At 63.5% G+C, this 23,384-nt stretch carries 21 protein-coding genes; 10 read left to right on the top strand and 11 right to left on the bottom strand.

Going from position 1 to position 23,384, the window contains the following annotated elements; genetic code table 11:
• Together E8Q40_RS00960 and E8Q40_RS00955 are read left to right on the top strand one after the other, a co-directional pair.
• Entirely contained in the window at window positions 1–885 is an 885-nt protein-coding gene (locus tag E8Q40_RS00960) for a ParA family protein (protein WP_137042626.1), read from the top strand.
• 27 nt (window positions 886–912) lie between these two features.
• Window positions 913–1,953, top strand: coding sequence for a ParB/RepB/Spo0J family partition protein (locus E8Q40_RS00955; RefSeq protein ID WP_370455220.1), 1,041 nt, complete (start codon window positions 913–915; stop codon window positions 1,951–1,953).
• Between the two features lie 298 nt (window positions 1,954–2,251).
• On the opposite strand, the gene E8Q40_RS00950 is transcribed toward E8Q40_RS00955, so the two are convergent.
• From E8Q40_RS00950 to leuS, 6 genes are all read right to left on the bottom strand, one after another.
• Window positions 2,252–3,589, bottom strand: a complete 1,338-nt coding sequence (locus tag E8Q40_RS00950; RefSeq protein WP_168197708.1) for a TadE/TadG family type IV pilus assembly protein — start codon at window positions 3,587–3,589, stop codon at window positions 2,252–2,254.
• A 313-nt stretch (window positions 3,590–3,902) separates the two neighbouring features.
• Complete coding sequence (locus E8Q40_RS00945; protein WP_205995637.1) at window positions 3,903–4,364, bottom strand: SET domain-containing protein; 462 nt, start codon at window positions 4,362–4,364, stop codon at window positions 3,903–3,905.
• A 118-nt stretch (window positions 4,365–4,482) separates the two neighbouring features.
• Window positions 4,483–5,475: a sensor histidine kinase gene (locus E8Q40_RS00940; RefSeq protein ID WP_137042624.1), complete on the bottom strand. Its 993-nt coding sequence runs from the start codon at window positions 5,473–5,475 to the stop codon at window positions 4,483–4,485.
• 144 nt (window positions 5,476–5,619) lie between these two features.
• Window positions 5,620–6,651, bottom strand: coding sequence for a DNA polymerase III subunit delta (holA, locus tag E8Q40_RS00935; RefSeq protein WP_137042623.1), 1,032 nt, complete (start codon window positions 6,649–6,651; stop codon window positions 5,620–5,622).
• Window positions 6,652–6,819: 168 nt separating this feature from the next.
• Window positions 6,820–7,395 (bottom strand): LPS assembly lipoprotein LptE, encoded by a 576-nt coding sequence (gene lptE, locus E8Q40_RS00930; RefSeq protein WP_137042622.1) that lies wholly within the window; start codon window positions 7,393–7,395, stop codon window positions 6,820–6,822.
• A complete protein-coding gene (gene leuS, locus E8Q40_RS00925; RefSeq protein WP_137042621.1) occupies window positions 7,382–10,030 on the bottom strand; it encodes a leucine--tRNA ligase in 2,649 nt (882 codons plus the stop codon). Before leuS ends, lptE begins: the two co-directional genes overlap by 14 nt.
• Window positions 10,031–10,180: 150 nt before the next feature.
• On the opposite strand from leuS, the gene E8Q40_RS00920 reads away from it, so the two are divergent.
• Genes E8Q40_RS00920 through E8Q40_RS00910 form a run of 3 tightly spaced genes read left to right on the top strand, consistent with a single transcriptional unit; the run spans window position 10,181 to window position 14,463 of the window.
• Window positions 10,181–10,888: an ABC transporter ATP-binding protein gene (locus tag E8Q40_RS00920; protein ID WP_137042620.1), complete on the top strand. Its 708-nt coding sequence runs from the start codon at window positions 10,181–10,183 to the stop codon at window positions 10,886–10,888.
• A 5-nt stretch (window positions 10,889–10,893) separates the two neighbouring features.
• Entirely contained in the window at window positions 10,894–13,257 is a 2,364-nt protein-coding gene (locus tag E8Q40_RS00915; protein WP_137042619.1) for an ABC transporter permease, read from the top strand.
• Between the two features lie 3 nt (window positions 13,258–13,260).
• Window positions 13,261–14,463, top strand: a complete 1,203-nt coding sequence (locus E8Q40_RS00910) for an efflux RND transporter periplasmic adaptor subunit (RefSeq protein WP_246662970.1) — start codon at window positions 13,261–13,263, stop codon at window positions 14,461–14,463.
• A gap of 9 nt (window positions 14,464–14,472) precedes the next feature.
• On the opposite strand, the gene E8Q40_RS00905 is transcribed toward E8Q40_RS00910, so the two are convergent.
• Window positions 14,473–14,853 carry a response regulator gene (locus E8Q40_RS00905; RefSeq protein WP_168197707.1) on the bottom strand — a complete coding sequence of 127 codons (381 nt, stop codon included), beginning with the start codon at window positions 14,851–14,853 and terminating at the stop codon, window positions 14,473–14,475.
• 158 nt (window positions 14,854–15,011) lie between these two features.
• On the opposite strand from E8Q40_RS00905, the gene E8Q40_RS00900 reads away from it, so the two are divergent.
• The 3 genes from E8Q40_RS00900 to E8Q40_RS00890 all read left to right on the top strand — a co-directional run bounded on the left by E8Q40_RS00900 (window position 15,012) and on the right by E8Q40_RS00890 (window position 17,169).
• On the top strand, window positions 15,012–15,770 hold the full coding sequence (locus tag E8Q40_RS00900) for a Crp/Fnr family transcriptional regulator (protein ID WP_137042617.1): 759 nt from the start codon (window positions 15,012–15,014) through the stop codon (window positions 15,768–15,770).
• A 107-nt stretch (window positions 15,771–15,877) separates the two neighbouring features.
• Window positions 15,878–16,558 carry a YggS family pyridoxal phosphate-dependent enzyme gene (locus E8Q40_RS00895; protein WP_137042616.1) on the top strand — a complete coding sequence of 227 codons (681 nt, stop codon included), beginning with the start codon at window positions 15,878–15,880 and terminating at the stop codon, window positions 16,556–16,558.
• The gene (locus E8Q40_RS00890) at window positions 16,555–17,169 is read left to right on the top strand and encodes a bifunctional 2-polyprenyl-6-hydroxyphenol methylase/3-demethylubiquinol 3-O-methyltransferase UbiG (protein WP_137042615.1); all 615 of its coding nucleotides are present in this window, start codon (window positions 16,555–16,557) and stop codon (window positions 17,167–17,169) included. Before E8Q40_RS00895 ends, E8Q40_RS00890 begins: the two co-directional genes overlap by 4 nt.
• Before the next feature lie 225 nt (window positions 17,170–17,394).
• Here E8Q40_RS00890 and E8Q40_RS00885 read toward each other — a convergent pair whose 3' ends face one another.
• Together E8Q40_RS00885 and E8Q40_RS00880 are read right to left on the bottom strand one after the other, a co-directional pair.
• Complete coding sequence (locus E8Q40_RS00885; protein ID WP_137042614.1) at window positions 17,395–19,371, bottom strand: ATP-binding protein; 1,977 nt, start codon at window positions 19,369–19,371, stop codon at window positions 17,395–17,397.
• A 162-nt stretch (window positions 19,372–19,533) separates the two neighbouring features.
• A complete protein-coding gene (locus E8Q40_RS00880; protein ID WP_137042613.1) occupies window positions 19,534–20,064 on the bottom strand; it encodes a L,D-transpeptidase in 531 nt (176 codons plus the stop codon).
• A 148-nt stretch (window positions 20,065–20,212) separates the two neighbouring features.
• Between E8Q40_RS00880 and E8Q40_RS00875 the strand changes: the two genes are divergently transcribed.
• Together E8Q40_RS00875 and E8Q40_RS00870 are read left to right on the top strand one after the other, a co-directional pair.
• Window positions 20,213–20,899, top strand: a complete 687-nt coding sequence (locus tag E8Q40_RS00875; RefSeq protein WP_137042612.1) for a response regulator transcription factor — start codon at window positions 20,213–20,215, stop codon at window positions 20,897–20,899.
• 103 nt (window positions 20,900–21,002) lie between these two features.
• Complete coding sequence (locus E8Q40_RS00870) at window positions 21,003–21,464, top strand: cyclic nucleotide-binding domain-containing protein (RefSeq protein ID WP_137042611.1); 462 nt, start codon at window positions 21,003–21,005, stop codon at window positions 21,462–21,464.
• 51 nt (window positions 21,465–21,515) lie between these two features.
• On the opposite strand, the gene xth is transcribed toward E8Q40_RS00870, so the two are convergent.
• Together xth and E8Q40_RS00860 are read right to left on the bottom strand one after the other, a co-directional pair.
• Window positions 21,516–22,334, bottom strand: a complete 819-nt coding sequence (xth, locus tag E8Q40_RS00865) for an exodeoxyribonuclease III (protein WP_137042610.1) — start codon at window positions 22,332–22,334, stop codon at window positions 21,516–21,518.
• A 109-nt stretch (window positions 22,335–22,443) separates the two neighbouring features.
• The gene (locus E8Q40_RS00860) at window positions 22,444–23,283 is read right to left on the bottom strand and encodes an outer membrane lipoprotein carrier protein LolA (protein ID WP_168197706.1); all 840 of its coding nucleotides are present in this window, start codon (window positions 23,281–23,283) and stop codon (window positions 22,444–22,446) included.
• Window positions 23,284–23,384: the final 101 nt, after the last annotated feature.

Here is a 23,384-nt window from a genome sequence, read left to right as displayed (position 1 = left end):
ATGACCGACACGCCGGATACGACAACCAAACCCGAAGGCCCGCAGGTCGTGCCGTTCGAGCGCCCGACCGCGCCCACGGCGCCTGCCAACGGCCCGCGCGTCATCGCCATTGCCAACCAGAAGGGCGGCGTCGGCAAGACCACGACCGCCATCAATCTTGGCACTGCGCTGGCCGCGATCGGCGAGCACGTCCTCATCGTCGACCTCGATCCGCAGGGCAACGCCTCGACCGGCCTCGGCATCCAGCACAAGGAGCGGGGCGTCTCGACCTACGATGTGCTTGCCGGCCAGGCGCCGATGCGCGACGCAGTGATCCCGACCGCGGTGCCGCAACTGCATCTGGCGCCGTCGACCATGGACCTGTCCGGACTCGAGTTGGAAATCGGCCAGCAGCGCGACCGCGCCTTCCGCCTGCGCACCGCGCTGAACAATATCAACAACGGTTCGCCGGCCTTCAACTTCACCTACGTGCTGGTCGATTGCCCGCCGTCGCTCAACCTGATCACCGTCAACGCCATGGCGGCCGCCAACTCGATCCTGGTGCCGATGCAGTGCGAGTTCTTCGCGCTCGAAGGTCTGTCGCAGCTTTTGAAGACCGTCGAGGAAGTGAAGAAGAACCTCAACCCGAGCCTGTCGATCCACGGCATTGTCATGACGATGTACGACTCGCGCAACAACCTGGCGAACCAGGTCGTCGCCGACGTACGCCAGTTCATGGGCAAACAAGTCTACGACACCGTGATCCCGCGCAACGTCCGCATTTCGGAAGCGCCGTCCTACGGCAAGCCCGTGCTGGTCTACGATCTCAAATGCGTTGGAAGTGAAGCCTACCTCCGGCTCGCCACCGAGATCATCCAGCGCGAACGCGAGTTAAAGGCGGGCTAAGATTTGCGGGCATCGCTCGGCCGTCGCATGACGGCCATTGCATCGCGCATCGACAGCATGAGCGTCTCCGAACGCATGGAGAAGCTGGATGCGAACATGCGCGCATCTGAAGAAACGATCGGCGATAACAACAAGAAACGGCGTGAGGTAGTTGAGATGGCATCAGGAGCGGCGGCGATGGCGGATCATTCGCGACTGGGTCGAGGCCTTGCCTCGCTGATGGGAGAGGTGGCGCAGGATGCGCCGGCGGCCGACAACGCGCCGCGCCGCCCACGCAAAGCACCGGTCGAGAAGCTGCACCCGAACCCGCGCAATCCGCGTCGTGATTTTACCGAGGCACAGCTCGTCGAACTTGCCGACTCCATCAAGGAGCGCGGCATCATCCAGCCGATCGTCGTTCGTCAGTTGCCGAACAACGAATTCGAAATCATCGCCGGCGAGCGCCGCTGGCGCGCGGCACAACGTGCCAATCTTCACGAAGTGCCGATCGCCATTGTCGACGCGACCGATGTGCAGTCACTCGAATTCGCGATCATCGAAAACGTGCAGCGCGCCGACCTCAACGCCATCGAGGAAGCGGCCGGCTATGTTGCACTGATGGAACAGTGCAATCACACCCAGGAGCAGGTGGCGCAGATCGTCGGCAAGAGCCGGCCTTATGTCGCCAATCTGGTGCGCTTGTTGAATCTGCCGGAGGCTGTCAAGCGCATGGTGCGCGATGGCAAGCTGTCGGCGGGTCATGCGCGTCTGCTGGTCGGTCACGCCAACGCGCAGGTGCTCGCCGAGATGGCGATCGACGAAGGCTACAGCGTGCGCCAGCTCGAAGAGTGGGTGCGCGAGGACAAAGCCAAGCCCGGCGACGCGACGATGGATCTTCAGATGAAGAAGATCGCTGCCGGCATCGCCAAGCAGAAGGACCCCGACATCCGCGCGCTGGAGCGGCGGCTGACCGACGCGCTCGGCCTCGACGTGTCGATCGATGCCAAGGGCGAGAAGGGCACGCTGCAGATCAAGTACAAGGACCTCGATCAGCTCGATGCGGTGCTGAGGAAGCTCGGCGTCGGCTAGCGCCGTTCCGACATCGATTGGCTCTCATGATGGCCGGGCATTCGCCCGGCCGTTTTGTTTGGACCAGCGAATGGATATTGTACTCCTTTCGTCCCCGCGGAAGCGGGGACCCAGACTTTGCCTCAAGCATTGCCAGTCCGAGAACCGGGACGAGCCAAGTTCAAATCGTCCGTTTTTCCCTATCCGAGTCGCACTCAAACTGGGCCCCCGCTTTCGCGGGGGCGAACGGTGGTTGTTGTTCGTAGATGTCGGCAGATAGCTCAAGATTTCGCTGCCTTCGCGCGTCATACCAACCGGTTCACTTTGCGAGATAGAGATTGCTGAGGTTCGTGCCGATCGAGGCGAAGGTCGTCACGATGTCGCTTGCCGAGGTCAGGTAGAAGAACTTCGACGTATCGCTGGCGCAGTTCCGCAAAAGCGATGACGCGGCCGTGCCGTCGGTGCTGACCTGCACCGTATAGAGCGTAATACCCGCCGCCTTGACGTTCGAGCATGTCAAGGTTTCGCGTGCGTCGATCGCCGATTGCGAGGTGTACCAGCGGTTCTCCGTATTGAGGCCGTCGGTGAACAGAATAATGATTTCCGAATAGGTATAGTTCGAATCCTTCGCCGGCACTGTATAGGGCCCGCCACCGACCAGCGACATCCAGCCATGCGCCAGGCCGATGGCCTGGTTGGTATTGCCTTTCGAGGCCATGTTGCTGACGAGTGACGTCATCGACGACCAATCGTAACTCAGCGGCATAACCGCGGTCGGGCAGTTGCTATACTGTTCGGCGGGAAACAACGTCGCCGTGATCGTCGTGCTGGGCGCCGTAACGTTGGTGTCGTAATTGCCCGAGGACGGAGCCGACGAATTGCCGCGATCCGCCACGCAGCCGTTCCATTTGCTGTGGCTGGTCGCGATCCATGTGGCGCGGGCCGCCGTGCAGGTACTTTTCGTCGTATAGCGCGACGAACTGCAACTGCCGTTCTCTTCCTCCCAATCGGTCCAGTCGATCCAGCTCGCGGCGTAGTTCGACGAGCCGACATTGACGTCCTTCGAGAAGGGAATGATCGAGACATAGACGTCGCCGTTGGTGGTCGCGGCCGCCTTCAATTGCGCCAACAAGTTGGCCGTCGCGGTCTTGAGCGCGCTCATTTTTCCGCTCTGCGCCATCGATCCGGTGTTGTCGAGAACGAGGGCGACCCGCAGCCGGGACGAACCCCATTTTACCGTCGATGTGGCAGAGATGCCGATCGACGTGAGACCGAATATGCCGCCGATCGTGGTCGAGACCGCAGCCGTTGCCGTGGCGACGATCTGGCTTCCGCCATCGGTCGTATAGGTCGGCGTGACTATCAGGCCAGTGCTGTCCGTTCGCGTGAACTGCGCCTGCATGTAAGCGAGCGCATTGGCGTTCAGTACTGCGGTCGATTCACCGGCGGCCTCGCGCGATAACAACAACGTCGTCGAATCGAGCGCGGCCTGCAACTGTCCCTGCGCCCAATTAGCCCGGCTGAAATCGATCGCGATGCCGGTCGCGCCGACCAGGGGAATGGCGGCCAGAGCAAATGTGATAGCGACATTGCCGCCGCGATCGCTACCAATCCGCCGAGCAACGGTAGCAACCAGACGAACGAAATCCGAAAACACGACACGCTCCGTACGACGATGGTCGACAGGCGTGATACGTTCGATCCGTTAAATGCAGGCTCCGAAATACCAGATTCGATTATTAATCGAATGCGGCTGGATGCGGCCGGATTCCGGCGCTTATGTTTCTGAATTTTTCTGGCGTGGCAATTGCCCGAAGATTTCGGGCGGACCGGATTTCGCTGCGTTTCATCCAAGCTTCGGACTGTCGTCATTCCGGGACGCGAGCAAAGCGAGCGGGCCCGGAATCCATACTCGCTGACCGTGATTATGGATTCCGGGCTCGCGCCTTCGGCGCGCCCCGGAATGACGGTTACCGCTTCGCGTGCCCGTTCGCTTTGCCGTTCGCCTTCGGATGGCTCTTGCCGTTCAGCGTCTTGTCATTCACGGCCTTGCCATTCGCCGGTTTCTTGAGAAACGCGGCGCATAGTTCCGGATCGAACTCGCGGTAGTCGTTCGTGATCTCGGCGCCCTTGGGGATGGTGCGCGCCGCGATCACATAGCCGCCACGCAGCAGCGTGTTCGGCTTTTCGGCGTGGTTCATGTGGTGGTCGTTGTCGACCGTGAACAGGATCTCGCCGTCGACGCGGTAGGCATAGTTCGACAGGAAATCCCGTGCCGCCTTGGGCAGCTTCGCAAACTGTTTGGGCGTGTAGCAGCGGTCGAAGCCTTCGACGAAGCGCCAGATCTTGGTGCCCTTGGGAATGTGCTCGGCGGCGAAAACGCCGAGGCCGTGGATCGCACTCTTGTCGAGATAGGTCTTGACCAGCAGCATGGGACGCTTTCGTCGCGGCGATTGCCCGGTCCCGAATCGATAACAAATCCGTCATGCGGGTGGGAGAGGCGTCAAGCGCCCAGCGCCGGCCTGTCCCCAACGTCCCGCGCCGGGAGACCTATGCCTTTGCGGCTGCGGCCGGCTCGTCGTCGACCTGGACCTGGGCCGCCGGCAGCCTGATCCGGCAGATCACGCCTTCCGGCGCGAATTCGAGTGAGGCCTTGCCGCCGAAACTGTCGAGGCTGCGTTCGATCAGGGCGCTGCCGAAACTCCGGCGCAGCGGCATCATCACCTCCGGACCGCCGCTCTCAGTCCAGGCGATCTCGAACGAATCGCCGGCCTTTTGCCAAAAAATATGCACATGTCCGGCTGGCCGCAGCAGCGCCCCGTATTTGGCGGCGTTGGTCGTCAGCTCATGAAAAACGAGAGCAAGCACCGTCGGCAGTTTGCCGAACAGCCGCACCGGCGGCCCCGCGCATGTGAAACGTTCGCCGCCGAACGGCTCGATCTCCATATCGAGGAGCATCTTCAATTCGACGCCCGACTTCTCGTCGCGGCTGATGAAATCATCCGCGGCCGACAAGGCCTGCAGGCGCCCCGACACGCTATCCCATATCTCCGGCTGGCCGCGCAGCTCGTGGCGCAGGATGGCGTAGATCGTCGCCAGCTTGTTCTTGACGCGATGGCTCAGCTCATCGACCACAATGCGCCGGAATTTTTCCTCTTCGTCGATCCGCATCAGCAATTCGCGATACTGATTGGCGGTCCAGACGATCAGCGCGCCGGCGAACAGGTAAAGCGCCATGCTGATGACATGGTTCTTGGACGCGAAGGCCAAGGCGAAGCGCGGCTCGAAGAACATCCACCAGACAATGACGCCGCCCAGCAGAGTCGCGGTTGCGCCGGCGGCGAATCCGCCGATCAGTGCAGCGAACAACAGCGCCGGAATGTAAGTGGCGAAATAAATCGAGTTCGGCGCTGCCAGATCGACCAGCTGACGTGCCAGCGTGGCGGCCAGCACGCAGGCCAGCGCAATGCCGTAGGCCTCGAACGAGCCGGGTCGCGGGCCGCGGCGTACGAGCGCATTCATGACATTGGACAAGCGGTGCATGAAGGCGGCCTCTTGGAACAATCAAGCCTAGCCGCTCGAACGGCGCTTGCCTAGGCCAAGAAGTGCAAAGATTTGAGCAGGTTGCAGGCGATTTTGCCAAGCGATCTTAACAAGGGCTTGCCCGCCCGCCTGCGATGGCGGCCGCTAGCTTTCGCGCCGCCGGGCATTGACGGCGAGCGACAGCAGCGCCCGCTGCGCGATCGCCTCGGCCAGCGCGGCATTGCGCCGGGCCTCAAGCGAAGCCTCGGCAAGCTGGTTCATCGCCCGCAGCAAGCCGGCCGCCGACCATAGACGCAGGGCCTCGCCGACCTTGCGCTCGCGTGAGAAGTGAACCGGCGGCGCGCCGCGCTTCATGGCGAATTCGGCGGAGTCGCCGTCGTCAATGGCCAGCCGCATCTTGTGCAGATTGGCGACATGGCGAATGGCGGCGGAGATAATCGCCGCCGGCGACGAGCCGCCGGCGCGCGCCTTGCCGAATTCGGTTTCAACCTCCGCGGTGCGGCCGGCGAAAGTGGCGTCGAGGACGCCGTCGAGCGCCAGCGCCGAGGCGTCGGCCACCACTGCCATCACGTCTTCGAGCTCGACCCGTTCCTGGCCGCGGGCATAGAGCGCGAGCTTGCGGATCTCGTTGCGCGAGGCGGCGCGATCGCCGCCGAGCAGGCCGATCAGCGCGTTGCGGGCGTCGAGGCTGATGGTCAAACCCGCATCGGTCATTTCATCGTCGATCAGGCGGCCGATCGTGGCGGCGTTATCGACGTAGCAGGGCAGGGCCGCGGCGGTCTTGGCCTTCTCGATGATGGCGCGCAACGGCGACGATTTCTTGAGGTCACCGGCTTCGATGATGATGCGGCATTCGTCTGACGGCGCAGCGATGACCTGCTCGACGGCGCCGGCAATGTTGCGCGAGCCCGGGCGCACCAGCACGGCGCGGCGGCCGCCGAACAGAGGCACGGTGTGCGCTTCCTCGACCAGGCGCGAGGGGTTGGCGGACAGGTCCTCGCCTTCGAGGCGGACGAAGGAGAACGGATCGTTGACGTCGTCGACCGACGCTTTCACCAGCGCCTCGACGCGCTCGCGCACCAGTCCGGCGTCGGGACCGTAAACCAGCACGACCGGCGTGCGCGGGTCGGGCTTGGCGACAAAACGGTCGATGTCGGCGGCTTTGATGGCGGTCATCTTGCTTCCTTCCCTCTCCCCTTAAGGGAGAGGGTGGATCGCGCTGAGTGAAACGAAGCGCGAGACGGGTGAGGGGTCATTGTATCGTTGAGGCCGCCCCCTCACCCGCCTCGCTCATGCTGACGCATTCGCTCGGCACCCTCTCCCTCAAGGGGAGAGGGAAGAAAGTTAAGTCCCCGCGACGAAATACGACGCCAGGCGATTGCGGATGTTCTCCGCGATCACGGCGGCGGCGCGGTTCTCGGCGTCGCGCAGACCGCGATCGCCGGCAAAGCGCTGCTGCTGGCCGGGGGTGTTGTAGGACACGCGGGCGAAGGTGTAGCTGGTGAACAAGGTCTTGCCGGTGCCGCTGTCGATCAGCGTGTAGGTGGCGTTGAGGCCGTAATTTTGAATTTCTGGACGCGCGCTGTCGATGTCGACAATGACCTGGCGGGTGCTGGACGAGAGCTGAATCTTGAGCTTGTAGGCGCTCGCGGTGGTCGGCCCGCCGCCGGTCAGGTTGAAGAGGAGGTTGTTGCGCACCTCGACCGCGAGCCGGGCGATCGGCGTGGCGGGCGCCGCGACGATCTGCTCGACCTCGACGGACGACAGCCGGTCCGCCACGTCGGGCGTAGCGGCGGTCGGGCTGTTCGCGCCCGAACCGTACATCGGCTGGAAGCAGCCGGCGGTGAGGCCGGCGAGTGCCAAAGCAAAGGCCGCTCGGGCGAGCTGGCGGACGAGGCGTGGGGCGCTAGACGACGACATTCACGATCCTCTGCGGGACGACGATGACCTTTTTCGGGCTCTTGCCGTCCAGTGCCTTCTTTACCTCATCGAGGGCGAGAACGGCAGCCTCAATCTCGCCGTTCCCGGCCTCGCGCGGGATGGTGACGTCGGCGCGCTTCTTGCCGTTGATCTGGACCGGCAGGGTGATCGAGGTCTCGACCAGCAGCGCCGGCTCGACCTCCGGCCACCGTTCGGTGGCAACCAGGGTCTTGTGGCCGAGCGCCGCCCAGCATTCCTCGGCCAGATGCGGCATCATCGGCTGGAACAGGCGGACCAGGATGTCACCGGCCTCGCGCAGCGCCCAGGCGAAATCCGCCGACGGAGCGGTTTCGGCCGAGCCGATGGAATCTGACAGCGCGTTGGCGAACTCGTAGATGTGGGCGACGCAGCGATTGAAGCGCAGCTTGGAAATGTCGTCGCTGACATTGTTCAGCGCGCGGTGCGCCGCCTTGCGCAGCTTGAGTGAGTCCTCGCCGAACGCGTCGGGCTTGGCATCGGGCGCGGTGACGTCGGCGACTTCGCCGACGAGACGCCACAGCCGCTGCACGAAGCGCCAGGCGCCCTGCACGCCTTCCTCGGTCCAGATCACGTCGCGCTCGGGCGGCGAATCCGACAGCATGAACCAGCGGGCGGTGTCGGCGCCGTAGGAAGCGATGATGTCGTCGGGATCGACCACGTTCTTCTTCGACTTCGACATCTTCTCGATGGAGCCGATCTCGATCGCTTCGCCGGTCGCGGTGACCTTCGCGGTGCGCGCCTCGCCCATGCCTTCAATCGTGACATTGGCCGGCTCGATCCAGTTGCCGGCTTTATCGCGATAGGTCTCGTGAACGACCATGCCTTGTGTGAACAGGCCGGCGAAGGGCTCGTCCATGCCGATATGACCGGTCTTCTTCATCGCGCGGGTGAAGAAGCGCGAATAAAGAAGATGCAAAATCGCGTGCTCGATGCCGCCGATATATTGATCGACCGGCATCCAATCATTGGCGACCTTCGGTGTCGTCGGCGCATTCTCGTTCCACGGATCGGTGAAGCGCGCGAAGTACCACGAAGAATCGACGAAGGTGTCCATCGTGTCGGTCTCGCGGCGCGCATCGCCGCCGCAGGACGGGCACTTGACGTTCTTCCAGCTCGGATGGCGGTCGAGCGGATTGCCTGGTTTGTCGAAGGTCACGTCGTCGGGCAGCTTCACCGGCAGGCTCTCGACCGGCGCCGGCACCACGCCGCATTTGTCGCAGTGAATGACCGGGATCGGACAGCCCCAGTAGCGCTGGCGCGAAATGCCCCAGTCCCGCAGGCGATAATTGACCTGGCGCTGCGCGACGGGACGATTGCCGCGGGTCGTTGCGGCAAGCAAATTCGCGACCGCGTCGAATGCCTTCTGCGGCGTCATGCCGTTGAGGTCGATCACGCTGTTCTTTGAATTGAACATCGTGCCGTCGCCGTCATAGGCGGTGTCGGTGACGACGAAGGTCTTCGGGTCCTGACCCGGCGGCAGCACCACCGGCGTATTGCCGAGACCATATTTGTTGACGAAGTCGAGGTCGCGCTGGTCGTGCGCCGGACAGCCGAAGATGGCGCCGGTGCCGTAATCCATCAGGATGAAGTTCGCGACATAGACCGGCAGCGTCCAGTTCGGATCGAGCGGATGCACGGCGCGGATGCCGGTGTCGAAGCCCATCTTCTCGGCGGTGTCGATGGCCTCTTGCGAAGTGCCGAGATGTTTAGCCTCGGTGATGAAGTCGGCGAGCTTCGGATTCTTCGCCGCGGCGGCCTGCGCCAGCGGATGATCCGGCGCGATCGCCATGAACTTGGCACCGAACAAAGTGTCCGGCCGCGTCGTGAAGATTTCGAGTTCAGTTTCGCCAGATGGCGTCGTCGCCGCATCGAGCATGAAGCGGACCAGCAGGCCCTCGGAGCGGCCGATCCAGTTCTTCTGCATCAGCCGGACCTTGTCCGGCCAGCGCTCTAACGTATCGAGCGCTTCAAGCAGCTCCTGCGAATAGTCGGAGATCTTGAACACCCATTGATAGAGATCGCGCTGCTCGACCGGCGCGCCGGAGCGCCAGCCGCGGCCGTCGATCACCTGCTCGTTGGCGAGCACGGTCTGGTCGACCGGGTCCCAGTTCACTTTGCGATATTCGCGCGCGACCAGCCCCGCCTTGAGGAAGTCGAGGAACATGCGCTGCTGGTGCTTGTAATAGGACGGATCGCAGGTCGCGACCTCGCGCGCCCAGTCGAGCGACAGCCCCATGGACTGGAGCTGCTTCTTCATGGTCGCGATATTGGCGTAGGTCCATTCCTTAGGGTGGACCTTGCGGTCGATGGCCGCGTTCTCGGCCGGCATGCCGAAGGCGTCCCACCCCATCGGGTGCAGGACGTTCATGTTCATCGCCCTTTTGAAGCGGGCCACCACGTCGCCCATGGTGTAGTTGCGCACGTGCCCCATGTGGATGCGCCCCGACGGATAGGGGAACATTTCCAGCACGTAGTATTTCGGGCGGGGGTCGTCGTTCTTGGTGGCGTAGATGCCGGCCTCGTCCCAGGCTTTTTGCCATTTGGGCTCGGCGGCGCGGGCGTTGTAACGCTCGGTTTTGCTCGAATCGGCGGTCATTTCCGGCTCTTTTCAGAAGCCGGGGTGGTCGCATGGAACGGGGCCGGGGGTCAACGGGGCGAAATCGGCCCGGGTGCCTGAAACCGGCTGCCAAGGACCGTTGCGACAGCGCAAACCTTTGCCGCCCGATCCGGGCATACTGGACCTGCCATGAGCCAACCGGTTTTCCGCACCCGCGACCTGACCAAGGTCTATGTCACCGGCGCCATCGAGGTTCACGCCCTGCGCGGCGTCAATTTCGAGGCGGCGGCCGGTGAGTTCGTGGTGCTGCTCGGGCCGTCCGGCTCCGGCAAATCGACCTTCCTCAACATTATTGGCGGGCTCGACCGTGCCACGTCCGGCGAAGCCTGGTTCACCGATCACGAACTCAGCCGCTTCAACGACCGCGAACTGACGCTCTACCGCCGCGACCATGTCGGCTTCGTGTTCCAGTTCTACAACCTGGTGCCGAGCCTGACCGCCCGGGAGAACGTGGCACTGGTCACCGAGATCGCCAACGATCCGATGCGGCCGGAGGAAGCGCTCGAAATCGTCGGCCTCAAGAGCCGCATGGACCATTTCCCGGCGCAGCTCTCTGGCGGCGAACAGCAACGCGTGGCGATCGCCCGCGCCATCGCTAAGCGGCCGCAAGTGCTGCTGTGCGACGAGCCGACCGGCGCGCTCGACTCCAAAACCGGCGTGCTGGTGCTGGAAGCGCTGACGCAGGTGAACGCCCAGCTCGGCGCCACCACGCTCATCATCACCCACAACGTCGCCATTCAGGATATCGCGCATCGCGTCGTGCATTTCGGCGACGGCCGCATCGTTTCGTCCACTGTGGTCGCCGAGCGCAAGCCGGCGTCGGCGATCAGTTGGTAGCAACCATGAGCGCACTGCACATCAAACTGCTGCGCGATCTGGTGCGGTTATGGCCGCAGGCGCTGGCGATTGCTTTCGTGCTGGCGGCCGGCGCGGCGACGCTCATTCTCGGCATCGGCGCCTATCAGTCGCTGTCGGAAACGCGCGCCGCCTATTACGATCGCAACCGTTTCGCCGACGTGTTCGCCGACCTGACGCGCGCGCCGAAGATCGTCGAGGACGAGATCGCGCGCATTCCGGGCGTCGCGTCGGTCGAAACGCGGATCGCCAAGATCGCGCTGCTCGATCTGCCGACGGTCCCCGAGCCGGCCTCGGCCATGTTCGTTTCCATTCCGGAGTTTCAGGATCAGAAGCTCAATCTGCTTTATATGCGCAGCGGCCGGCTGCCGCTGCCGGCTGACGAGAATGAGGTCGTTGTCAGTGAGCCCTTCGCCAAGGCCAATAAATTCGACATCGGCTCGACCTTCGACGCCATCCTCAACGGCCGAAAGCGCACGCTGCGTGTTGTCGGCACGGCGCTGTCGCCGGAGTTCATCTACTCGCTCGGGCCTTACGGCCTGATCCCGGATGACAAGCGCTACGGCATCGTGTGGATGCGGGAAAAGGCGCTGGCGGCGGCCTATGATCTGACTGGCGCGTTTTCGAGCGTGCACCTGAAGCTGACCAGCGCGGCGGCGGCGCCCGAAGCAATCCAGCAGCTCGACGGCATTCTCGCGCGCTATGGCGGGCTCGGCGCGCATGGCCGCCGCGACCAGACCTCGCACGCTTTTCTCGACGCCGAATTGCAGCAGCTCAAAGCCATGAGCCGCATTCTGCCGCCGGTGTTCCTGCTGGTCGCCGCCTTCCTGGTCAACATGACGCTGTCGCGCCTGATTCTGCTGGAGCGCGAGCAGATCGGTCTATTGAAGGCGCTCGGTTATGGCGGCGCCGCGGTCGGCTGGCACTATCTTCAGTTCGCTCTGGCCATCGCTGTGGTCGGCATTGCCATCGGCATTGGTGCCGGCACCTGGCTCGGCTTCGGCATGACGCGGCTTTATGCCGATTTTTATCATTTCCCCTTCCTTGTCTTCCGCACCGATCCGGCGATCTATGTGATCGCGGCGGGCGTGACGCTCGCTGCCGCCGCCGTCGGCGCGCTGCGGGCGGTGCGCGACGTCGTGGCCTTGCCGCCCGCGGTGGCGATGTCGCCGCCAGCGCCGGCGGTCTATCGGCGGCTGTTGCCGCAGGCCTTCTATGCGATCGTCAATATTCCGCAGTCGCTCATCATGGTGACGCGCCATCTCCTGCGCTGGCCGATCCGCACCGTGAGCAGCGTCCTCGGCATTGCGCTGGCGGTTTCGGTGCTGGTCGGCTCGATGTGGGCCTTCGGCTCGACCGAGTTCATGATCGACGTCACCTACAATCGGGCGGAGCGGGCAAACGCAACGATCAACTTTGGGCACGAGCGCACGATGTCGGCTTACTTCGACACCTTCGCCTTGCCCGGCGTGCTGACGGCGGAGCCGTATCGCTCGGTGCCGGTGCGCATCTATCATGGCCCGGTGGAGCGACGCATCGCCATTTCCGGCAAGCCGCCGCAAGGCGATCTCAGCCGCGTGCTGGGGCCGGGATTGATGCCGGTGCAATTGCCGGAAAGCGGCATCGCGCTGAGCGACGCGCTGGCCAGGATACTCAAAGCCAAGGTCGGCGACCTCGTCGAAGTCGAATTGCTGGAGCGTGACCGTCGCCGCGCCGTGCTGCCGGTGACCGGCGTCATCGAGGGCTATCTTGGGCTCAATGCCTATATGAGCCTGCCGGCACTCAACCGGCTGATGCGCGAAGGCGCGACGATCAGTGGCGTCAATCTCCTGTACGACACCGCGCGGCAGGATGAACTGTTCCGGCGTCTCAAGACGACGCCAGTCGCCAACTTCATCGCGCTGCAACGCACGACGCTACAGAATTTCCGGCAGACCTTGCAGGAGAACCTGCTGGTCATGATCACGGTCTATGTCTCGCTCGGCGTGATCATTGCGTTCGGTGTTGTTTATAATTTCGCCCGCATCTCGCTGTCGGAACAGGGCCGCGAACTGGCGAGCCTGCGCGTGCTCGGCTTCCATAAGAGCGAAGTGTCGGCGATTCTGCTCAGCGAGTTGGCCGTACTGACGATCGTGGCGCAACCGCTCGGCTGGGTCATCGGTTATTTTTTCGCCTGGGCGATGGTACAAGGCTTCAACAGCGAATTGTATCGCGTGCCTCTGGTGGTGGAGCGGTCGGTCTATGCCTGGGCGAGTGTGATTGTGTTTGCCTCGGCGCTGGCGTCGGCCTTGGTGGTGCGCCAGCGCATCGACCGGCTCGATCTCATCGAAGTGCTCAAAACGAGGGAGTAGGCGGTGTTCGGCAAGGTCGTCAGACGTGGTGTCGCGGCGCTGATCGGGTTGGGGATCATCGGCCTGATCGTGTGGGCGTTGCTGCCGCAGCCGGTGCCGGTCGATCTTGCCACGATCGCGACCGGCCCGCTCGAAGTGACGGTCGAGGATGAAGGCATCACCCGCATTCGCGAGGTTTATACGGTGTCGTCCCCGATAGTCGGCAAGATGCGGCGCACGATGCGGGAGGAAGGCGACGACGTCCTGGCGGATAAAACCATCGTCGCTTCGATCGAGCCGATCGATCCGACGCTTCTCGACATACGCACCCAGCGCGTCAATGAGGCCGCGGTGCAGGCCGCGCAGGCCGCGGTCGATCTGGCGGAAGCGCAGATCAAGCAGGCGAGGGCGCAACTTGAATTCATGAAAGGCGACCTGCGGCGCGCCGAGGAGTTGGCCGCGAGCCACACCATTTCCGCCCGCGGACTGGAAAAGGCCAAGCTCGACGTCGATTCGGCGGAGGCCGGTGTCGCCAGCGCCATCGCGACGCTGGAAGTGCGCAAGCGCGAACTCGAAAGCGCCAAGGCTCATCTGATCCAGCCGGGTGTGAAAGCGGCGCCTTCGGCATCCTGCTGTATCGATGTGCGTTCGCCGATCGACGGCCGCGTGCTCAGGATCATCGCCAAGAGCGAGCAGGTGGTGCAGCCGGGCGCGCCGCTGATCGAGATTGGCGATCCGCGCGATCTTGAAATCGCCGTCGATTTCCTGTCGCGCGACGCCGTGCGCATCAAGCCGGGCGATCCGGCGAGGATCGAGAGCTGGGGCGGCGACGTGACGCTGGAGGCGAAGGTCACGCGCGTCGAGCCGACCGGCTTTACCAAGGTCTCCGCGCTTGGCATCGAAGAGCAGCGCGTCAAGGTGATCCTGGATTTCACTGGACCGTCCGAAGCCTGGCAAAAGCTCGGTCACGGCTTTCGCATCGTCGCGCGGGTCGCGATCTGGCGCGGCGAGGGCCTGCTGGTGCCGCTCGGCGCGCTGTTCCGGCAGGGCGACAGTTGGGCGGTGTTCGTGGCAACGGACGGCCGCGCCGAGCGCCGGCCTGTCAGGATCGCCGAACGCAATCTGCACGCGGCGCGGGTGGTCGATGGGCTCAAGGCGGGCGAGCAGGTCGTCCTGCACCCCGGCGATCGCGTGACCGACGGAGCCCGCATCGAGCTGCGCGATTGACGGCTTTGCCTATGGTTTGTGGAAAAGCTGGCGGATCGTCGCGACTAGCGCTTCCGGCCGATAGGGCTTTTCCACCAGCGGCGCATTGAAGCGGGTGACTTGCGGATCGTTGCTGAAGACCCCGCTCAGAAAGACAAAGGGAATGCTGCGCTCGTGCAGCAGCGTGGCGACCGATACTCCACTGTCGATGCCGCCGCCAATATGGAGGTCGACAATGGCAAAATCGAATGTTCCGTCATCGAGCGCGGCGCGCGCCTTGTCCGGGCTGCCCTCGCAGACGACCTGTGCGCCCGCGTTCGCCAGCAGCGCCTCGAGGTCCAGCGCGATGAGGAATTCATCGTCAACCACAAGGCCGTGCTTGCCGGCGAGAGGACGCTCTGACGTTGGCACGATGAAATGACTCCTGGTTCCGGTATGGAACCCAAGGCTTGTCTCATCAGTTACCGGTGCGGCGCATTTAAATAAGACATAGCGTTTCGCATATTTACGGGGCGTTATCGGCGCATCATGGCTGGCATGCGGCAGGATTGGGGCTAGAGAGGCCCCGCATGATTCTTGGAAACGCGAAGCCGAATGGCGAAATCACGCCGTGCGAGCAGTGCCCGCTGCGGCGGCTGCCGTGCTTGCGCGAGTTTACGCTGAACGAGCTCGAATTCGTCAAGCGATTCAAGGTCGACGAACTACGCGTCGAACCCGGCGCCAGCTTCTTGTACGAGGGTTCACGCAGCGAGCACCTCTATACGGTGCTCAGGGGCTGGGCCTTCCGCTACAAGATGCTCGATGACGGCCGTCGCCAGATTCTCAATTTCGCGCTGCCTGCGGACATGGTCGGCCTGCAAGGTGCGGTGATGGAGGAAATGGAGCATTCGGTCGAGGCGCTGACGCCGCTGACCTTATGCGTTCTGCCGCGACACCGGCTCTATGAGCTTTATTCCCAATATCCGACCTTGGCCTTCGACATCACATGGCTCGCGGCGCGCGAGGAGCAGATGCTGGAAGAGCATCTGGTCAGCATCGGCCGGCGCAGCGCGCTCGAGCGCGTCGCCTACGTTCTGCTCCATCTTTACAATCGCGCCAGCGAACTCGGCATGGCGCGAAACAATGTCGTGCAGTTTCCCTTCACCCAGCAGCACCTTGCCGACGCGCTCGGCCTGTCGCTGGTCCATACCAACAAGACGCTCAAGCGCCTGATGGCGACCAAGGCGATCCGCTGGCAAGGCCGGGATTTCGAGCTGCTGGACAAAGGCGTGCTCCACGGCCTGGCCGGTACCGTGCCCGCGCCGCAAAAAAACCGCCCGTTTATCTAGGGTCTGCGGCGCGCCTTCAGCGCCGGGCTTGTCGCGGGCGGCGCGCTTGGATAGGCAGAAGCATCGCCTTTCGCTCGGGACGGCCGGGACATGCCGGTCATGACAGAATGACGACTGAAAATCTGCTTCACGTCCGCACCGAAATCGCGCGCGCCTGCAAGGATGCTGGCCGTGATCCCGCGAGCGTGACATTGATCGCGGTGTCGAAGACGTTTCCGGCGGAAGACATCGTACCGGTGATCGAGGCCGGCCAGCGTGTGTTCGGCGAGAACCGCGTGCAGGAAGCCAAGGGCAAGTGGCCGGCGCTGATCGAGAAGTATCCGGGAATCGAGCTGCATCTGATCGGCCCGTTGCAGTCCAACAAGGCCAAGGAAGCCGTGGCGCTGTTCGACGCCATTCATTCGGTCGATCGCACCAGCCTGTGCGAGGCGCTGTCGAAGGAGATCGACAAGGCCGGCAAGGCGCCGACCTTGTTCGTGCAGATCAACACCGGCGCCGAACCGCAGAAAGCCGGTGTGTTGCCGCAGGATGCGGATGCTTTCATCAAGGCTTGTTCCGTGACTTACGGCCTGACGATTTCCGGCCTGATGTGCATTCCGCCGGTCGAGGAAGCGCCGGGGCCGCACTTCGCGCTGACTGCCAAGATCGCGCAGCGTAACGGGCTCAAGCTGTTGTCGATGGGCATGAGCTCCGATTTCGCCGACGCCATCGCGCTCGGAGCCACGCATGTCCGTGTCGGCAGCGCCATTTTCGGCGCGCGGCCGCCGTTCAAGGGATCGGAGACATGAGCGAGAAGACGGACTTCGATCACTGGCAGGAGCGCTTCGCCGGCGACGAGTATCGCTTCGGCACCGAGCCGAACGCCTTTCTCAAGGCGCACGCGCATCTGCTTCGCAAGGGCGAGACAGCGCTGGCGATCGCCGATGGCGAAGGCCGCAACGGCGTGTTTCTCGCTGAACAAGGCCTCGATGTGCTGTCGGTCGATTTCTCGCCCAATGCGCAGGCCAAGGCGCGCAAGCTCGCGGCCTCGCGCGGCGTGACCATGGGCGTCGAGCAGGTCGATATCATCAACTGGGACTGGCCGGCCAATGCCTTCGATGTGATCGCCGCGATCTTTTTCCAGTTCGCGAGCCCTCATGACCGCGCGAAAATTTTCGCCGGCATCAGGAAGGCGTTGAAGCCCGGCGGCCTCCTGCTGCTTGAAGGCTATCGGCCCAAGCAGCTCGAATACAAGACCGGCGGTCCGGGCAAGCTCGAGAACCTCTACACCCGCGAGATGCTCGAAGCGGCCTTCGCCGGCTTCATGTCGATCGACGTTCGTGAGTACGACGCCGAAATCCACGAAGGCCCCGGCCATGCCGGGCTGTCGGCGCTGATCGATCTGGTGGGAAGGAAGTAGGCGCTTTCGTTTCGCCTCAGAAAGTCGTTGCCTTCTTTCCCCTCTCCCCTTGAGGGAGAGGGTGCCGAGCGAATGCGAAAGCATGAGCGAGGCGGGAGAGGGGTCGAGCGTAGAAATTACCCCTCTCCCGGCTCGTGCTCGCTATCGCTCCGCACTCGCCACCCTCTCCCTCAAGGGGAGAGGGGAAGAGTGGGCGGCGCAACGCTGCGTGAATAGTCGATGGTGTTATCGAAATCGCGACGGCAGGATCGGCTTGTTCGGCGAACCGGCACTCGGGCTGCCGCTGCCGAGCTGGTCGAGCGGCTTCTTCAACAGGCTTGAACGCAAGCCATCCGGCCGTTGTGCCGGCGCGGCCGGCTGCGCAGTGTAAGGCGCCGCTGTAACCGGCGCGTAGGACGGCGCCGGCGCCTGCACATATTGCGAGCCGAGATTGGGCGGCGTTGGCGCCACGGGCGGCGCTGGTTGATAAGCGGCTGGCTGGCTGGGCTGCAGCGGCGGCGCGTCGAAGGACGAGCCGTCGTCGTAGAGATCGTCGCTGATGCGCTGGCTCATGCTGGCGCTGCGCCAGCGGTCGATGACCGACGTCAGCAGGTCGCGATCCATGTTGGTGCCCGCCTGCGACTGCGTCGAGCCGGAGGCCTCGCTGTTCGGCCGCTTGTCGGCGGTGAGCTCGAGGAAGCGCATGCGCGTCGGCAGCGCCACGCCGGCGCCAAAGGCGAAGACTTCGCGGGTGCCGAGTGAGGGAATGAAATCGAGCAGGCTGGCGGCGGCGTCGGAGACGGCCGAGCGGATCAGCTTCTGATCGCCTTCGCTCGCGAGGCGCATGACGAACAACGTCGAACATTGCGAGATGATGGTTGTGTCGATCTCGGCGGGACGCTGCGTGACCAGGCCGAGGAAAACCCCGTATTTTCGGCCCTCCTTGGCGATACGCGAGAGCGCGCGCTTGGTCGGGCCGAAGCCGATCTTCTTGTCGGCCGGCGCGTAGCGATGCGCTTCTTCACAGACGAACAGGAGTGGCGCGACACCGTCGCTCCACAGGCCGAAATCGAACGCCATGCGGCACAGCACCGACACGACCGAGTCGACGACTTCGGCCGGGAAGCCGGCGAGTTGCATCACCGTCATCGGTCTGCCATTCGGCGGCAGGCGGAACAGCGAGCCGAGAATTTCCGCCATGGTGTCGCCGCCGATGTTCGCGTTCTCGAACATGAAGGCGTAGCGTGGGTGATTGCGGAAGGTCTGGATGCGGCCGATCAGGCGGTGATAGACGGTGGCGCGCGAGCGGTTTTCCAGTTTGCCCATGCGCTCATCGAGCAGGCCGATGAGATCCTCGATGCGGTAGGGTACCGGCGTATCGGCGGTGAAGCCGAAGTCGCGGGCCTCCTTCTTTTTCGTCAGCAGGCCGTTGCCATTATTGCCGCCACCGTTGCGCAATTGCAGATAGGCGCCTTTTGCGAGCGGGATCACCTCGGCGAGGATCTCGACTTCTTCCTCGACGCCGGGCCGCCCGCCGAAGAAGGCATCGACGGTTTCCTCGAAATTGAACAGCCAGAACGGCAGACGCAGGTTGCGCGGATTGAGGACATTGGCCTTGTCGCCAAAGCAGCGGCCATATTCGTTATGCGGATCGACCAGAAAGATGCGCAGGTTTGGGCGCGTCTCGAGAATCTTCTGCAGGATGATGGCGACGCCACTCGACTTGCCGACGCCGGTGGTGCCGAGAATGGAGAAGTGACGGCTGACCAGACTGTCGATGTCGATATGGACGCCGATCTTGGGGTTCTGCTGCAGGTCGCCGATATAGGCGTGGTTGCCGTCGGCGCCGCCGTAAACAAAGCGCAGTTCGCGTTCGCCCAGCATGGCGGCCTGGTCGCCGATATTGGGATATTCGGTGACGCCGCGCTGGAAGCGCTGGCTGCCGTCGACGTTCTTAATTTCACCAATCAGGTCGAGATGCGCGATCTTGCGATAGGCGGCGTTGCCGCTAGCGCCGGCGATCGGCTCTTCCCGGACGTCGGTGATCAGCGCGACGATCAGCGCCTTCGCCGTCGTCAGCGCCATGAACTTGCCGACGGTCGGTGTTTCCGAGCCCAGGGGGCGCCCGTTGATATCGACGCTGGCCTGAGCGCCGGTGACGGCGATTACGCGGCCCAACGGCTGCGACGACGATGAAATGCCGGTGGGTTGAATCGTGTCCATATCCGCCCTCGAGGCGTGCCTGCTTTGTGGGACGTTGTACGTCCGCCCGAAGCAACAAATAACAGGCCCCGATGGGTTGACCGTTAAAATGGATGACGGCCGCAGGGGTGGCCGCGCGCATGCTTAAGGAACGGTAGCGGCGGCCGGCGACTTGTTTAACGCTTACTCAACCACGATGCGGGTGCGCGGCCCGAAGCGGCCGATAAGTTTCCGCAAGGCGTGAATGTCGAGCGCGACGCAGCCGGCGGTGGGCGCGAATTGCGGTCGCGCGGCGTGAATGAAGACGGCGCTGCCGCGGCCGGCGATGCGCGGCCGGGTGTTGTGGTCGAGTTCGATGATGAAGTCGTAGAGGTGGTCGGCGCGCGCCAGGCGATCGGCGCTTGAGCCGGGCGGCACCTTGACCGGCTGGTTGTAATGCCGCGACGCCGGGTCCTCGCACCAGCCGTCATCGGCCTTGATGCGGCGGGACGGCAGCAAGGTTGGTGGCCGGATATGGCGCTCGCCACGCCACCACAGCCGCTTCAGCCGGAATGTCCCGCGCGGGGTGCCGCCGTCGCCCTCGCGCTTGTTGGCCTTGATGCCTCCGCGGCCGATGGCGACCGGGAGGACAAAGGGACCGGCGGTCAGCCAGCCCTGCCGGGGGTTGCCCGGGCGGCGCCGGACGCGGAGCGCGGAGAGTGTGCGGGTAATCATTCTGGGCGGTAGCGTAACCGCGATTCGAGCCTAAATGCCAGTTTCGACTTGCCTTTTTTGGCACAGGATGGATAAGGCCGCAGGAATTTCCTATTCCTTCCCGCGCCGATAAGATGACGTTCGTGACCCGTGAGGAGACTGCCGAGCGATGCCCAGCAAGCGGACCGTTCTGATTGTCGATGACGATGCCGAACTGCGGGAAGCGCTGGTCGAGCAGCTGGCGCTGCATGACGAGTTCGACACCGTCACCGCCGAGAATGGGACCAAGGGCGTTCAGACCGCCAAGACCGACCAGGTCGATCTGGTTCTGATGGATGTCGGCCTGCCCGATATCGACGGCCGCGAGGCGGTGAAGATCCTGCGCAAGGGCGGCTTCAAGGCGCCGATCATCATGCTGACCGGCCACGATACCGACAGCGACACGATTCTCGGTCTCGAATCGGGCGCCAACGATTACGTGGTGAAGCCGTTCCGCTTCGCCGTGTTGCTGGCGCGCATCCGCGCGCAACTGCGCCAGCATGAAGCAAGCGAAGACGCGGTGTTCACCATTGGGCCCTATTCATTCCGGCCAAGCTCGAAGCTGCTTCTCAACCCGAAGGGCAGCAAGGTCCGGTTGACCGAAAAGGAAACCGCGATCCTGCGCTATCTCTATCGCGCCGGGCAGAAGCCGGTGTCGCGCGAGACGCTGCTGCAGGAAGTGTGGGGCTACAATTCCGGCGTCACCACGCACACGCTCGAAACACACATCTATCGGCTGCGGCAGAAGGTCGAGAAGGACGCCGCGACGCCGGCCATCCTGGTGACCGAAGCCGGCGGCTACAAGCTGGTGCCGTGAGTATTGTGAGTGGTCACAAACTCCGTTCATTCCCGCGAAAGCGGGAATCCAGAAATGAAGCGGGTAGTTATGTTACCGCGACGAACGGGGCAGCCGAATAGTAATGTCCCTCGATGACGACATAGTCTTCTTCCGTCAGGTGCCGCTGTTCGCGGCGCTGGACAAGGAGGCCGTGCGCATTCTCGCTATCGGCGCCGAGACGCGGTCGTTCCAGATGGGCTCGGTGCTGTTCTATGCCGGCGATCTCGCCGATGGCGGTTACATTGTGCTCGAGGGTACGCTGTCGCTCGAGTCCGGCACTTATGCCGAAGGCAAGGACCGTGTGGTTGGTCCTGGCACTTTGATCGGCGAGCTGGCAATGCTGACCGACATGGTCTGGCATTTCACCGCTGTGGCGCGCGAGCCGGTGACGGTGGTGCGTATCACGCGCAACCTGTTCCGCAAGATGCTCGAAGGCTACCCGGCCGCGGCGGTGGCGCTGCGCGATCTGTTCGCCAAGCGCCTCGATGGCTGGCAGGGCGAACTCAATGCCGTGAAGAAGATGATGGAGAAGGGGAGCGGCTGAGCCGCCTCTTTTTCTTCCCCTCTCCCCTTGGGGGAGAGGGGAAGGAAGACATCAAACCTCCACCGTCGCCGTCACCGGCACATGATCGGAAGGCTTCTCGTAGCCACGGAAATCCTTGGCGATCTTGATCTTTGACACCTGTCCGGCGAGCGCGTCGGAGGTCCAGACGTGATCGAGCCGGCGACCGCGGTTGGATGTAAGCCAGTTTTCCATCGCGCGGTAACTCCACCAGGTGAAGAGCTTTTCCGGCTCCGGCGTGAGTACGCGCATGGCATCGATCCAGCCGCCGGCCTTCTGCGCGGCGGTGAGCTTCTCGCATTCGATCGGCGTGTGCGACACCACTTTCAACATCTGTTTGTGGCTCCACACATCGTGCTCCAGCGGCGCGACGTTGAGATCGCCGACCAGGATGGCGCGCTGGCCCGCGGCCGGGCGCAGTGACGGCAGCACGGTCATCTCGTCGAGGAAGTCGAGCTTGTGTTTGAACTTGACGTTGATCTCGGGGTCCGGCTCGTCGCCGCCGGCCGGCACGTAGAAATTATGCAGTGTCAGCGGATCTTTCAGGCCGGCGTGCTCGCCGAGAACAATAGAGATGTGACGGCAGTCGGTCTTGCCGCAGAAGTTCTCGATGCTGAAGCTCTCGAACGGCACGCGCGAGATGATGGCGACGCCGTGATAGCCCTTCTGCCCGCTCAGTGCCGTATATTCATAGCCGAGCCGATGGAAGCGCTTGAGCGGAAAGGCGTCGTCGGGGCACTTGGTTTCCTGCAGGCACAGCACGTCGGGGCGCGCGCTTTTCAGGAATTTGGCGACGAGATCGATGCGCAGGCGGACGGAATTGATATTCCAGGTGGTGATTTTGAGGGGCATGAAGGTAGCATACTCTTGGTGTCATGCCCCGCGGAAGCGGGGCATCCAGTATCCACCGATAGTTCGGTGATTACTGGGTCCCCGCTTTCGCGGGGACGACAGCATGGCCCTACCGGTACCGTGTATAATCGACCTTGAACAGGCTCGGGTCCGGCGTCTTGGTGGTGTCGAGATTGTACACCGCGACCGTGGTGTCGTAGCCCTGCGGGTCGGTGACAGTCCACTGTTTGAGCTGCATGTCCTTGGCGTCGAACATGATCATCAACCGGCTGGTGCCGACCACGCCGTTCTTTTCCTCGACCACGGCGGTGATGAAGGTGTCGTCGGCATAGACCGCGGTCAGGTTGGCGTCGCGCATCAGGTCGACGCGGTTGGCGAGCAGGAAGCGCAGCGGCGTCTGTGACAGCGGGTAGACGTCTTGCGTCGCCAGCTTGCGGTCGCGGATCACGACCGAGTCGCCGTCCGCGATCAGTTCGATCGGGCTCGGATCGTCATATTCGAACCGCACACGGCCGGGCTTGGACAAATAGAACTCGCCTTCGGCACGGCGGCCGTCGGGACCGACCTGCACGAAGCGGCCGGTGAGACGCGGCGTGTTCGACAGATAGCCGTTGATCCGGTCGATGATGCTGCGTTGCTCGGGCGTGAGCTGCGCGGTGGAGGTCGGGGTCTTGCCGAGCAATCCGGCAAAGGGATTGCTCGAGGGGTTCGGCGCCTGAGCGCGGACGACCAGCGCCTCGCGCGGAATATTCTTCTGCTTGATGATCGAGGCGGTCATGTCGTTGACATTGGCCGCAGACTTGACCGCCGTCTTTGCCGCGGGGGCGGCCGCGGTCGGCCGTGGCTTCGGCGTCGGCACCGATTGCGCCCAAGCCGGCGCAGCCAGTAACAGAGCCGGCGCGGCCAACAACATGGCCGCCGTGGTGATGGTCGCCGCTACTCGCAACATCAAAATCTCCGCGCCTCGCGCCTGTCGATCCGCCGTCCCTGACAGGAAGAGATAGGAAGCGGCTGTGGCTATTTCACGACCCGGAACATCCGGATCATGCG

This window comes from Pseudolabrys sp. FHR47, assembly GCF_005153485.1.
Taxonomy (GTDB): Bacteria; Pseudomonadota; Alphaproteobacteria; order Rhizobiales; family Xanthobacteraceae; genus Pseudolabrys.
The sequence above is the reverse complement of the archived record's forward strand: the minus strand, read 5'-3'. Positions and strand labels throughout refer to the sequence as shown.